Source organism: Tsukamurella sp. M9C (assembly GCF_020169415.1).
Lineage (GTDB): Bacteria > Actinomycetota > Actinomycetes > Mycobacteriales > Mycobacteriaceae > Tsukamurella.
The window spans coordinates 18074-31222 of sequence record NZ_JAIULG010000037.1; the positions used below are offsets into that span (position 1 = coordinate 18074).

12 protein-coding genes are annotated in these 13149 nt (G+C 72.9%); 8 read left to right on the forward strand and 4 right to left on the reverse strand.

Translation table 11 applies throughout. The features are described 5' to 3' along the window. Positions 1-15: 15 nt before the first annotated feature. Both LB823_RS16715 and LB823_RS16720 read right to left on the reverse strand, forming a co-directional pair. Positions 16-636 carry a DoxX family protein gene (locus LB823_RS16715; protein ID WP_224648925.1) on the reverse strand — a complete coding sequence of 207 codons (621 nt, stop codon included), beginning with the start codon at positions 634-636 and terminating at the stop codon, positions 16-18. 84 nt (positions 637-720) lie between these two features. Then, on the reverse strand, positions 721-2166 hold the full coding sequence (locus LB823_RS16720) for a PLP-dependent aminotransferase family protein (RefSeq protein WP_224648927.1): 1446 nt from the start codon (positions 2164-2166) through the stop codon (positions 721-723). A 61-nt stretch (positions 2167-2227) separates the two neighbouring features. On the opposite strand from LB823_RS16720, the gene LB823_RS16725 reads away from it, so the two are divergent. The 3 genes from LB823_RS16725 (at position 2228) to LB823_RS16735 (ending at position 3952) form a co-directional block, all read left to right on the forward strand. Then, on the forward strand, positions 2228-2938 hold the full coding sequence (locus tag LB823_RS16725; RefSeq protein WP_224648930.1) for a YitT family protein: 711 nt from the start codon (positions 2228-2230) through the stop codon (positions 2936-2938). Beyond that, complete coding sequence (locus LB823_RS16730; RefSeq protein WP_224648932.1) at positions 2857-3594, forward strand: SDR family oxidoreductase; 738 nt, start codon at positions 2857-2859, stop codon at positions 3592-3594. The genes LB823_RS16725 and LB823_RS16730 overlap by 82 nt, the downstream gene beginning before the upstream one ends. Before the next feature lie 130 nt (positions 3595-3724). After that, positions 3725-3952: a hypothetical protein gene (locus tag LB823_RS16735; protein WP_224648935.1), complete on the forward strand. Its 228-nt coding sequence runs from the start codon at positions 3725-3727 to the stop codon at positions 3950-3952. A gap of 3 nt (positions 3953-3955) precedes the next feature. Here LB823_RS16735 and LB823_RS16740 read toward each other — a convergent pair whose 3' ends face one another. After that, a complete protein-coding gene (locus LB823_RS16740; protein WP_224648937.1) occupies positions 3956-4852 on the reverse strand; it encodes an NAD(P)-dependent oxidoreductase in 897 nt (298 codons plus the stop codon). A gap of 56 nt (positions 4853-4908) precedes the next feature. Here LB823_RS16740 and LB823_RS16745 point away from each other — a divergent pair, with 56 nt between their 5' ends. Next, positions 4909-5961, forward strand: coding sequence for a D-2-hydroxyacid dehydrogenase (locus LB823_RS16745; protein WP_224648940.1), 1053 nt, complete (start codon positions 4909-4911; stop codon positions 5959-5961). Further along, positions 5961-6758, forward strand: coding sequence for an IclR family transcriptional regulator (locus LB823_RS16750; protein WP_224648942.1), 798 nt, complete (start codon positions 5961-5963; stop codon positions 6756-6758). Before LB823_RS16745 ends, LB823_RS16750 begins: the two co-directional genes overlap by 1 nt. 63 nt (positions 6759-6821) lie before the next feature. On the opposite strand, the gene pgi is transcribed toward LB823_RS16750, so the two are convergent. After that, entirely contained in the window at positions 6822-8480 is a 1659-nt protein-coding gene (pgi, locus tag LB823_RS16755) for a glucose-6-phosphate isomerase (protein ID WP_224648944.1), read from the reverse strand. 111 nt (positions 8481-8591) lie between these two features. Between pgi and LB823_RS16760 the strand changes: the two genes are divergently transcribed. The 3 genes from LB823_RS16760 to LB823_RS16770 all read left to right on the forward strand — a co-directional run bounded on the left by LB823_RS16760 (position 8592) and on the right by LB823_RS16770 (position 13139). Further along, positions 8592-10055, forward strand: a complete 1464-nt coding sequence (locus LB823_RS16760) for an NAD-dependent succinate-semialdehyde dehydrogenase (protein WP_224648946.1) — start codon at positions 8592-8594, stop codon at positions 10053-10055. Positions 10056-10185: 130 nt separating this feature from the next. Next, entirely contained in the window at positions 10186-11616 is a 1431-nt protein-coding gene (locus LB823_RS16765; protein ID WP_224648948.1) for a sulfatase, read from the forward strand. A gap of 110 nt (positions 11617-11726) precedes the next feature. Further along, entirely contained in the window at positions 11727-13139 is a 1413-nt protein-coding gene (locus tag LB823_RS16770; protein ID WP_224648950.1) for a carotenoid oxygenase family protein, read from the forward strand. Positions 13140-13149 lie beyond the last annotated feature (10 nt).

Genomic DNA, 13149 nt, shown 5'->3' on the forward strand with positions numbered 1-13149 from the left:
CCGCGGCGGCGGGGACTACTTGATGAGCTTGTCCGCGCCGTCGTTCGTGCCCGTCTCCGGGTCGTAGTCGCCGAGCAGGAAGTCGCCCTCGGCGGCCTCGTCCTCGATCTCCTGGGACACGGCCTCGGCCTGCGCGAGCACGGCGTTGCGGCGGGCGATGGTGACCGCGCCGCCGGCGACGGCGCCGCCCAGCGCGAGGGCCGCGATCCACGGCTTGTTCAGGCGGTCGCCCAGCAGGTGGTCGACCGAGTACTTGCCGGGGCCGGTCAGCGCCAGCGCGGCCGCGGCGACGCCGAGGGTGATCGGGTACTCGTTGCCGCCGCCCTGCGCGGCGAAGCCCTGCGGGCGGTGGACCTCGGCGGCGACCAGCATCGCGCCCACGCCGCCGGCCGCGGCCAGCGGGGTCGCGGCGCCGAGCGCGAGGGCGGCACCGGCCAGCTCGCCCGCGCCGGCGAGGGCGGCGTTCGGCTTGCCGGGCGCGAAGCCCATCGACTCGAAGCCCTGCCCGGTGGCCTCAAGGCCGTGGCCGCCGAACACCCCGAAGAGCTTCTGCGCGCCGTGGTACGCGAGGGCGCCGCCGACGGCGGTACGCAGGGCGAGGAGCCCGAGGTCACGTGCGGTGTTGTTCTGTCCCATGTCGGGGTCCCTTCCAGCGGAGGTCGTCGGTTCTGAGGCGTTCAACCGGACCGCGGTCCCAAGGATTCCCGGGAGTGGTCCACTTCACACGACGAGCTGCCCCTCGAGGTCGGGCATCGTCGCGCCGCCCGTCGCCCGACGGTACGCGGTGCCCACCAGCTCGATCGCCTGGGCGAGCTGGTCAGGCGGCAGCGAGTAGGGGATGCGGATGTTGCGCTCGAGGGCACCGTCGACCCCGAAGGCGGAGCCGGCGGCGATGCGCACGCCGAGGCCCGCGGCGGCCGCGGCGGTGGCGGTCCCGACGGGCCGCGGCAGCGTCACCCACAGGCACAGCCCGCCGACGCCGGGGGAGACCGTCGCGCCGGGCAGGTGCTCGGCGACCGCGTCCAGCGCGACCGCCCGCGCCGTTCGCAGCGAATCCAGCCGCCCGGGCAGGAAGTCGGCGAGGTGGTCGAGGGCGTAGCCGGCGGCGAGCTGCTCGAAGACGGCGCCCGCGAGGTCCATGTCGTAGCGGGCGGCGGTGAGCGAATCGGGGGAGGTCTCGGTGCGGATCCAGCCCACCCGCAGGCCCGCCCAGATGGTCTTGCTCGCCGACCCGAGCGTGATGATCCGGGCGCCGCGCGGCGCGAACGCGGCGACGGGCGGGGGAGTGGGAACGTCGAGCGCGAGCTCGGCCATCGTCTCGTCGACCACCACGGGCACGCGGTAGCGCGCGGAGATCTCGCCGAGCCGCCGGCGCCCGGCCTCGTCGAGCAGCAGCCCCGTCGGGTTGTGGAAGTCGGGGATGGTGAAGATGATCCGCGGATTCTGCTGCTTCACGACGGCCTCGAGCTGGTCGAGGTCCCAGCCGTGCTCCGGGTGCAGCCCCACGGCGACGGGCCGCGCATTGTGCCGGCGCAGCGCGAGGATGGTGCCGTGGTGCGTCGGCTGCTCGATGACGACGCGGTCGCCCGGATGGACCAGCGTGTCCAGCACGACGCGCAGCGCGTGCTGGGCGCCGGAGGTCACGAGGATCTGTTCCTCCGCGGTGGGCAGGCCGCGGTCGGTGTACCGCCGCGCGATCGCCTCCTTGAGCGCCCGCACGCCGCCGGGGTAGAGGCCGATGCCCGCGAGGTAGGGCGGCGCGCACGCGAGTGCGTGCCGGTAGCCGTCGTGCACGATCTGGTCCGGTGCCGACGGCGCCGCGATGTTCAGCCGGATCAGGTCGGCCTCGGGGCCGGTGTCCGCGGGCTCGGCGGGCACGGCGTGCGGCAGCGAGAGCACGCTGCGCGCGCCCTGCCGGGACTGCAGGTGCCCGCTGTCGCGCAGCTCGGCGTACGCGGTGGTCACGGTCGTGCGGCTGACCTCGAGGTGTGCGGCCAGGGCGCGCTCGCTCGGCAGCGCGGTCCCGACGGGGACCCGTCCGTCCAGGACCAGCAGGCGCAGCGCCTCGGCGAGCGCGAGGTAGGCCGGGCGCGGACCGTCGGGCTTCCAGGAGCCGAGCTGGCGGACCAGGGCGGCCGCGCCGACAGTGCCAGTTGAGGGGAACATGAGGCCAGTATCTCAGAACTGGCTATGGATTGCCATGCCACTTGGCGTCAGAGTGAGTGTCATGATGATTCGACTCATGAAGCTGTTCGTGGGCCTGTGGCTGTACGGCACGGCGATGGTCGCGATCCTGCGCGCGGGCCTCGGCAACATGCCGTGGGACGTGCTGCACCAGGGGCTCGCGGAGAAGATCGGCCTGTCGGTGGGGGTGACGTCGATCGTCGTCGGCGCGCTCGTGCTGCTCGCGTGGATCCCGATCCGGCAGAAGCCGGGCTTCGGCACGGTCGCCAACGTGATCGTCATCGGCGTCGCCTTCGACACCATGGCGCCCCTGTTCCCCGAGAACCCCGCGCTGGTCGTCGCGGTCCCGATGATGCTGGGCGGCATCGTCCTCAACGCCTTCGCGACGGTGCTCTACATCGGGGCCGGCATGGGCCCCGGCCCGCGCGACGGGTTGATGACAGGGCTCGTCGCCCGCACCGGCGGCTCCGTGCGGGTGGTGCGCACGTCGATGGAGGTCCTGGTCGTGATCGTGGGCTTCCTGCTCGGCGGCACCCTCGGCATCGGCACCGTGCTGTACGCGGTGGGCGTCGGCCCGCTGATCCAGCTGTTCGCGAAGACCGGACTCGGCGGCCCGGCGCTCGCCCGCGGCGAACACGGCGGCGGAGACGATGCAGTCGCTAAGGTGGGCGAATGCGGATCCTCATCACCGGAGCCAGCTCCGGTCTCGGCGAAGGCATGGCTCGGACGTATGCGGAGCGCGGCGAGGACGTAGGGCTCCTGGCCCGCCGCCTCGACCGGCTCGAGGCCCTGCGCGCCGAGCTCACCGCCTGCCCCAAGGCCGGCGCCGTCGAGGTCGGCCGGCTCGACGTCACGGACTTCGACGCCGTGCCCGTCGCCATCGCCGACATCGCGGAGCGGCTCGGCGGCCTCGACCGGGCGATCATCAACGCCGGCATCGGCAAGGGCGCCTCGGTCGGTACCGGCAATGCCAGGGCCAATATCGAGACGGTGCAGACCAACCTCACCGGCGCCCTCGCGCAGGCCGAGGCGGTGCTCGAGATCTTCCGCGCGCAGGGCCACGGCCACCTCGTCCTGGTCTCCTCGATCGCGGGCGAGCGCGGGCACCCCGGTGCGGGCACGGCGTACGCGGCCAGCAAGGCGGGCCTCAGTGCACTCGGCCAGGGCATGCAGGCGGAGTTCCCCAACGGGCCGATCAAGATCACCGTGATCAAGCCCGGTTACATCGAGACGGCGATCACTGACGGCCTCAAGACGCCGCTGATGGTCCCGCTCGATCAGGGGGTCAAGGCCATCGTCAAGGCCATCGACCGAGCGCCGCGCGAGGCCGCTGTGCCGCCGTGGCCCTGGGCGCCGATCGGTGCCGTGCTGCGGCACGCCCCGGACGAGGTCACCCGCCGCCTGATCTGAGCCCCGACCGGATCCCCCGGAAGGACTAGGGGCCCACCCCTGAGGCGCCGCCCCGAAACGTGGGGGCCCGGCCCGGATGTGCCGCGACACCGAAGTTCCTAGCGTTAGCAGGGACGAAAGGTGGTGCGAAATGCGCACATTCATCAAGACAGCCACGATCGCCTCCGCAGCCGGAGTCGCGCTCATCGTCGCCGCGGCCCCCGTCCACGCCGACCCGGACATCAGCGACTACGCCCGGGGCAGCATCGGCGAGAGCTGCGCCGGTTACAACGTCGGCAAGCTCGCGCTCGAGCGCAGCCAGGGCTTCGTGCTCAGCTGCAACGCGAACGGCACCTGGCAGATCCCCAAGGAGCCGTGAGCCCTACTCCGACGGCTTCCGCTCGGCGACGAACCGCCGGGTGACGGACATGTCGCGCTCGCCCAGCCCGGCGGCGACGATCTCCTCGAACTCGGCCAACAGGGCGGGCAGCAGCGCCGCCTCCGTGCCCGTGGCGGCGGCGACCTCCGCCCCCGACTTCAAGTCCTTGAGCAGGTACTTCGCCATCCCCGACGGGGTGTCGTCGCCGGTGACCAGCTTCTCCTTGCGCGTGTCCAACAGGCGCGAGGCGGCGTAGCCCCCGCCGAGCAGGTCCCACATCGTGCCGAGGTCGATGCCCGACCGGTCGGCCAGCACCGTCGCCTCGCCCAGGGCGGCGATGGTCGCGGCGACCACCAGCTGGTTGCAGGCCTTCGCGACCTGCCCCGCCCCGAGCGGCCCCAGCCGCACCGGCGTGCCGCACGGCGCCAGCACCGCGGCGGCGAGCGCGCAGTCCTCCTCGGTGCCGCCCAGCATGATCGACAGCGTGCCGGCGATCGCGCCGTCGTCGCCGCCCGAGACGGGGGCGTCGACGACGCGGACCCGGCCCGCGGTCTCGCGGTCGAGGCGCTCGGCGAGGGCTCGGACGCCGGGCGCGGAGGACGTGGAGCCGATGAGCAGCAGCAGGGGGCGGTCGCCCGCGAGCAGCCCGCCCGCCAGCACCTCCTCCACCTCGGGCAGATCTGGCAGCATGAGGAGCACGACGTCGGCGACGGCGGCGAGCGATGCGGCGCCGTCGTGCTGCACGGCACCGTCGGCGACGAGGTCGGGGCGCGAGCGCCGCGCGGTGATGTGCACGCTCCCGTGGCCGCGGGCGAGGTGCCGCGCCATGGGGGCGCCCATGGCGCCGAGTCCGATCACGCCGACCGTCACCCCGTTCAAGGGGGCCGAAACCTCCGTCATTCGTCCAACCTAGCGAATCGCGTTCAATATGTTGGCCGATTGATTAGACTCGCCGCATGACCTCCACGCTCCGCGCCGCCCTCGCCGTCGACCTGCCCGAGGACGACTGCCTGCTCATCGAGCGGCTCGAGCCCCGCGTCGAGCTGCTGCGCGACCACTCACTGAACAAACCCTCCCGGTGGGACGCCGACTGGGAGGGCGACCCCGCCTTCACCCGTAGTCCCGAGCAGGAGGCCGCCTTCACCGCTCTGCTCGACGGCGCCGACGCCCTGTTCGGCCTCCCCGACGTCAGCCCCGCCCGGCTCGCCGCGACCGTCCGCGCCAATCCGTCGCTGCGCTGGGTGCACGCGACCGCGGCCGGCGGCGGCGCCCAGGTGCGCGCCGCGGGCCTGACCCCGGCCGAGCTGGAGCGCGTCGCCTTCACCACCAGCGCCGGGGTGCACGGCTCCACCCTCGCCGAGTTCGCCCTGTTCGGGATACTCGCGGGCGCCAAGGACCTGCGCCGCCTCGAGGCCGACCAGGCCGCCCGGCACTGGCCCGCCGAGCGCTGGGCCATGCGCCACCTCGACGAGATGACGGTGCTCATCGTGGGCCTCGGCGGCATCGGCGCCGCGACCGCCGCCCGGTTCAAGGCCTGCGGATCGACGGTCTGGGGCACCTCCCGCAGCGGCCGCCCCGTAGAGAACGTCGACCGCGTGATCCCGCTCGACGACCTCGCCCAGGCGGCCGCGCAGGCCGACGCCATCATCGTGACCCTGCCCGGCACCGCCGCCACGGAGAAGCTGATCGGCGCCGAGCTGCTCGCGGGCCTGCGCCCCGGCACCCTGCTCACCAACGTGGGCCGCGGCACCGTCATCGACGAGGACGCGCTGCTCGCCGCCCTCGATGACGGGCGGGTCGGCTTCGCCGCCCTCGACGTCTTCGCGACCGAGCCGCTCCCGCAGGAGAGCCCGCTCTGGGGCCATCCCCGCGTGCTCGCCAGCCCGCACACCGCGGCGCTCAGCCGGCAGGAGGGCACCCGCATCGCCCGCCTCTTCGCCCGCAACGCGACCGCCCTGCTCGACGGTGCGCCGATGGCGAACGTCGTCGACACGGTGGAGTTCTACTGATGGCCTCCCCGGAGGGCCCGCGGGCCCCGGCGCCCGCGGTGACCCGCGCGATCGGCATCCTCTCGCTGCTCGCCGAGTCCGAGAGCCCGGCCCTGAGCCTCAGCGACCTCGCCCGCGGCCTGGGCATCGCCAAGTCCTCCTGCGCCAACCTGTGCCAGGCCCTGGAGGACGGCGACATGATCCGCCGCGTGCCCGGCGGCTTCTCGTTGGGCAGGCGTACCGCGGAGATCGGTGGCGCGTACGCGCTGCAGTTCAACCAGGTCCGCGAGTTCTTCCCGGTGATCTCCGCGTCGCCCGTGCTGCACCGCGAGCTGGTCCAGATCGCCATGCTCGATGGTGCCCACGCCCTCTACCTGGCGCGGCACGAGGGCCGGGTGCCCTACCGGTTCGGCACGCCGCTCGGCTCGCGGCTGCCCGCCGTCTTCACGGCGTCCGGGCAGGCCCTGCTCGCGAGCCTGCCCGACGAGGAACTCGACGCGATCCTCGCGACCGCCGTGCCCGCGCGCAGCGCCGTCGACGGCACCGAGATCACCGACGCCGCGATCCGCGCGGAGCTGGCCCGCGTCCGCGAGCGCGGCTACGCCATCGACCCCGGCCGCGGCACGCTGGGCCTTACCGGCATCGCCGTCGCCCTGCCCGCGTGGGCGCCGGGCGACCCGCCGCTGGGCCTGGGCGTCGCCGTCCCCACCGAGCAGCTCGACGATGCGCGTGTCGCCGCCGTGACGACTGCGCTGGCCGAGGCGGCCGCCCGGCTCACGAATCCGTGGCGCGAGCGGGCGGCGACGGAGCGGCCCTAGCCCGGCGGCCCTAACCCGGCGGCCCGGCCCGGCGGTCCAGCCCCGGCGGTCCCGCCCCGCGGCTCAGACCGCGCGGCCGCGTTGCGCGCGGTACCAGCGCACCTGCGCGTCGGTCGACGAGTCGAGGTCGGCGGCGGGCGCACCGTCGGACGCGATGACGGGCAGCAGCGCGTTGGCCTGCACCTTGCCCAGCTCGACGCCCCACTGATCGAAGGCGTTGATGCCCCAGACGGCGGCCTCGGTGAACACCTGGTGCTCGTAGAGCGCGATGAGCTGGCCCACGACGGACGGGGTGAGCTTGGGCGCGAGGATCGTGGTGGTGGGCCGGTTGCCGGGCATCACCTTGTGCGGCACCACGGCCGGATCGGTGCCCTCCGCGGCGATCTCGTCCGACGTCTTGCCGAAGGCGAGCACCTTGGTCTGCGCGAACAGGTTGCTCATCAGCAGGTCCTGCATGGTGCCGACGCCGTCCGTGGTGGGCAGGTCGTCGGTGGACTGCGCGAAGCCGAGGAAGTCCGCCGGCACCAGCCGCGTGCCCTGGTGCAGCAGCTGGAAGAAGGCGTGCTGGCCGTTGGTGCCCGGCTCGCCCCAGAAGATCTCGCCGGTGTCGACGGTGACGGGCGTGCCGTCCACCCGCACCGACTTGCCGTTCGACTCCATGGTGAGCTGCTGCAGGTAGGCGGGGAAGCGGGCCAGGTCCTGCGCATACGGGAGCACCGCGCGGGACTGCGCGCCGAAGAAGTCCGAGTACCAGAGCCCGATCAGCCCGAGCATGAGCGGCGCGTTCGCCTCGGCGGGCGCGGTCGCGAAATGCTCGTCGACGGTGCGGAATCCGGCCAGGAACTCGGCGAACCGCTCGGGGCCGACGGCGATCATCACCGACAGCCCGATCGCCGAGTCCACGGAGTAGCGGCCGCCGACCCAGTCCCAGAAGCCGAACATGTTCGCGGTGTCGATGCCGAAGGCCGCGACCCGCTCCGCGTTGGTGGAGACGGCGACGAAGTGCTTCGCCACGGCCTCCTCGCCGACGCCGAGCTTCTCCAGCAGCCAGGCCTTCGCCGCGTGCGCGTTGGTGAGCGTCTCCTGCGTGGAGAAGGTCTTCGAGGCGACGATGAACAGGGTGGTCGCGGGGTTGAGCTGCGCCAGCGTGGCCGAGATGTCGGCCGGGTCGACGTTGGAGACGAAGTGGCAGGTGAGGCCGCGCTGGACGTAGGCGCGCAGCGCCTTGTAGACCATCGCGGGGCCCAGGTCGCTGCCGCCGATGCCGATGTTCACCACGTCGGTGATGGGCTCGCCCGTCGCGCCGCGCCACCGCTTGGAGCGCACCTCGTCGCTGAAGGCGCCCATCTTCTCCAGCACGTCGTGCACGTCGCCGGTCACGTCCTGCCCGTCCACCTGCAGGTCCAGGCTCGACGGTGCGCGCAACGCGGTGTGCAGGACGGCGCGGTCCTCAGTGGAGTTGATGTGCTGGCCCGCGAACATGGCGTCGCGCCGGGCGGCGACCCCGGCCTCGTCGGCGAGAGCGGTCAGCAGGCCGAGCGTCTCGCGCGTGACGCGGTGCTTGGAGTAGTCGATGTAGAGATCGCCCACCTCGAAGACGAAGTCGGAGCCGCGGTCAGGGTCGGCGGCGAACAGCTCCCGCAGCGTGGTCCCGGCGATCTCGCGGTGGTGATCGACGAGGTTCCGCCAGGCGGTGGACGCGGTGATGTCGCTGTCGCTCATGGCGTCAGCCTAGTGTCCGGAGCGCCGCCGCGGGCGGTTCACGGACGAGGTCACAGCGGGCGCCGGGACAAGGCCCTGCGCGCGCCCTCGGCGCGGAGCTAGGGTGGCGGTATGGCAACCGAGCAGCGCGTCCGTGACCTCCTCGACCGCATCCCCACCGGGATCTTCGTGAACGGGGTGTTCCGCGATTCGAGTTCGGGCGCAACCTTTCCGGTGCACGATCCCGCCACGGAGGAGGTGTTGATCGAGGTCGCCGACGCCACGCCCGAGGACGGAGCCGCGGCCCTCGACGCGGCCGTCGCCGCGGGCCCGGCCTGGGCCGCGACGCCCGCCCGCGAGCGCGCCGAGATCCTGCGTGCGGCGTACGAGGGACTGCACGCCCGCGCCGACGACTTCGCCCTGCTGATGACGCTGGAGATGGGCAAGGCGCTGCCCGAGTCGGCCAACGAGCTCAAGTACGGCGCGGAGTTCTTCCGCTGGTTCTCAGAGGAGGCCGTGCGCATCGCCGGCCGGTACACGCCCGCGCCCGCCGGCACCGGACGGATCCTGGTGAGCAAGGCCCCCGTCGGGCCGTGCCTCGCGATCACCCCGTGGAACTTCCCCCTGGCCATGGGTACCCGCAAGATCGGGCCCGCGCTCGCCGCCGGCGCGACGATGGTGGTCAAGCCCGCCGGCCTCACGCCGCTGACGATGCTGCTGCTCGCCGAGGTGCTGCGCGACGCGGGCGTCCCGGACGGAGTGATCTCCGTGCTGCCGACCTCGAAGTCCGGCGCGCTGACGGGCCCGCTGCTCGCCGACCCGCGGCTGCGCAAGCTCACCTTCACCGGCTCGACCGAGGTCGGCGCCGCGCTCGTCGCGCAGTCGGCGCCCGGGATCCTGCGCACGTCGATGGAGCTGGGCGGCAACGCGCCGTTCGTCGTCTTCGACGATGCCGACGTCGACCACGCCGTCGCGCAGGCGCTGCTCGCCAAGCTGCGCAACGGCGGCGAGGCGTGCACCGCCGCCAACCGCTTCCACGTGCACGAGTCCGTGGTCGAGGAGTTCACCGCGAAGCTCGTCGACGGGATGGGGAAGTACGTCCTGGGCCGCGGTACCGACGACGGCGTCAGCATCGGGCCGCTCGTCTCCGCCGACCAGCAGGCCACCGTCTCCGAGTTGGTGCAGGACGCGGTCGCGAAGGGCGCGTCGCTGCGGCTCGGCGGGGTCGCGCCCGAGGGGCCCGGCCACTTCTTCCCGCCGACGGTGCTCGCCGACGTCCCCGCCGACGCCCGGATCCTCACCGAGGAGGTCTTCGGCCCCGTCGCGCCGATCGTCGCCTTCGCCGACGAGGACGCGGGCGTCGCCGCCGCGAACGCCACCGAGTACGGGCTGGCGGCCTACATCTTCACCAAGGACCTGGACCGCGCGCTGCGCGTCGCCGACCGGATCGAGGCCGGCATGGTCGGCGTGAACCGCGGCGTCATCTCCGACCCCGCCGGCCCCTTCGGCGGCGTCAAGGCCTCCGGCTTCGGCCGCGAGGGCGGCAGCGAGGGCATCGAGGAGTACCTGGAGACCCGCTACATCGCCCTCCAGTGACCCCCCTCCCCGATTGAACGACGTTCTGGAGAATCTGACCTGCGGGTTTCCTCTGCAGAACGTCGTTCAATTGCAGTCGGGGTGATCGCAAAGCTCGCCGCGGCGGGGCGAGCTGTGGCAACGTCGAGGGATGGTGGAGAAGCAGGTGGGTAGCGGCACCCGGGAGAACGTGATCCTGGTGCACTGGCACGACCTGGGCCGCCACCTCACCTGCTACGGCGCGGAGGGCGTCGTCAGCCCGAACCTGGACCGCCTCGCCGCGGAGGGCATCCGCTTCTCCGACGCGCACGCGACGGCGCCGCTCTGCTCGCCCGCGCGCGGCTCGCTGTTCACCGGCCTGCACCCGCACCGCAACGGCCTCGTCGGGCTCGCGCACCACGGCTTCGAGTACCGCGACCACGTGCGCACCCTGCCGTCGCTGCTCGGCGAGGCGGGGTACCGCAGCGCCCTGTTCGGCATGCAGCACGAGAGCGCGGACCCCACCCGCCTCGGGTTCGACACCGCCGACGTCTCGGACTCGCTGTGCGAGTACGTCGTCGCGCGCTCGCAGGAGTGGCTCGCCGACGCCGTCGGCCATGAGGAGCCCTTCTTCCTCACGGCGGGCTTCTTCGAGACGCACCGCCCGTACCCCGTCGACCAGTACGAGCCCGCCGACCCGGACGCGATCGGCGTCCCCGGCTTCCTTCCGGACACCCCGCAGGTCCGCGAGGACCTCGCCGGGCTGCACGGCAGCATCACGCAGGCCGACGCCGCCGTCGGGCGGCTGCTCGACACCGTCGACGAACTGGGTCTCGCCGAGAGCACCTGGATCCTGTTCATCACGGACCACGGCCTCGCGTTCCCGCGGGCGAAGTCGACCCTCTACGGCGAGGGCACCGGCGTCGCCTTCATCGCGCGCCCGCCTCGCTCCCTCGGGCTCGCGCCCCGCGTCTACGACGACCTGTTCTCGGGCGTCGACCTGACTCCGACGGTGCTGGACCTGCTCGGCCTGCCACTGCCGGAGGACGTCGACGGGGAGACCCACGCGGCGGAGCTGCTGGAGCCCACGGGGGAGCAGGTGCGCGCCGGGCTGTTCACGCAGAAGACCTACCACGACGCGTACGACCCGATCCGCGCCGTGCGCACCAAGCAGTTCAGCTACATCGAGAACTACGCCGACCGGCCCGCGCTGCTGCTGCCGCTCGACATCGCCGACAGTTCCTCCGCCGCCTCGCTCGACCCGTACGAGACGGCCGCGCCGCGGCCCCGTCGGGAACTGTACGACCTGGTCGTGGACCCGTACGAGCGGCGCAACGTGGTCGACGAGCCCGCCTACCAGTGGGTGGCCCGCCGCCTCGCCGGCGTGCTCGCGACCTGGCGCGAGGACACCGGCGACGTGCTGCCGACCGAGGCCGAGGGCACCGCGATCGCCGAGGCCTTCATGGCGGCGTTCTTCGCCGGCCGCGCGGAGCCCGACGCCGACGAGGTTCCACTGCCGTCGCGCCGCCCGCAGGGCGAGCGTCGCGAGCTCGTGCCGACCGAGCACGCCGCCCCGGCGGAGGCGCGTGCCGCCGGTCGGTGACGGGCCGCGGATCCACCTGCGTTCTTCCCTCGTGCTCGCCCGTTCCGCCGCACAGTTGATACAACTAGTAATTTAATCGTATCGACAGTCGTTCGTACCCCGGGAGAGCCATGTCGATCACCGTCGGAGACCTGTATCGGACCAGTCCGCCCGAGACGCCCGTCGCGGAGGAGCTGGACGTCGACGGCGCGCTCCCCGCGGGACTGCGGGGAACCCTGTACCGCAACGGGCCGGTTCGGTTCGAGGCCGGCGGCTTCGTCGCCCGGCACCCCTTCGACGGCGACGGCATGGTCTCGCAGTACGTGCTCGACGAGGGGCGCGTCCGGTTCCGCTCCCGGTACGTCCGGACGCCGAAGTACCGGCAGGAGGAGGCGGGGGAGGGCGCGCGGATCAAGGGCATCGGCAACACGGTGCCGGGCTGGTGGCGGAACCTGAAGCTCCCCGCCGACGCCGCCAACACCCACGCGGTCGTCCATGCCGACCGGCTGCTCGCGCTGTCCGACGCGGGGAAGCCCTGGGAGCTCGACCCGGACACCCTCGCGACCGTCGGCGTGTGCACGCTCGACGGGTCGCTGTCGACCTTCGGCCGGTTCTCCCCGCATCCGCGCATCGACCCGGTCACCGGCGAGATGTTCAACTTCGGTCTCGATTTCGTCCCCGGCCTCCTTCCGCGACTCCCCGTCGGGCTCAAGTGCTTCCGCACCGGGCCGGACGGGCGGACCACGGTGCTCGCGACGGTGCCTCTGACCGCGCTCCACGTGCAGCACGACTTCTCCATCACCGAGCGCTTCCTCGTCTTCCTGATCTCCCCGCTCACGGTCGATCCTGTTGCGGCGCTGCAGGTGCCGCAGGAGCAGGCGGCCCGGTGGCACTCGGACCGGCCCACCCGGGTGGTCCTCGTTCCTCGTGACGGCGGTGCGCCCATCGAGCAGGCACTCGACGAGGACCTGATGTACATCCACATCACGAACGCCTTCGAGGACGAGCGCGGCGACGTCCACGTGGACGTCGTGCGATATGCAGATCCCGACGACTTCTTCCTGCCGGCGCGCGAGTTCCGCACGACCACGGAGAACATCGGCGGATGCAGTGCGCGCGTGACGATCACGCCCGCGGGGGTCACGGTGCGCGACCTCAATGAGCACCGGCTGGAGTTGCCGCAGCACGATCAGCGCCGCACCGGCAGGCCCTACTCCTACGGCTACTACGCCACCCTCGACGCGGCGCCCGATGCGACCAACGGGGTGTACAAGATCGACCACGACACCGGCGCCGAGCAGCATTTCGCCTACGAACCGGGCCACGCCGTCGGCGAGCCGCTGTTCGTGCCCGCGGTCGACGGCGCCGCCGAGGACGACGGCTGGCTGCTCACCCTGGTCACCGACGTCGACGCGTCGCGCACCGGGCTGCACGTCTTCGACGCGCGGCACGTGGACGCGGGTCCGATCGCGCGTGCCACCGGCCCGACCGGCTTCTTCCCCGGATTCCACGGGAGCTTCACGGACCGCGTCGCCCGGGCCTGACCCGGCGCCG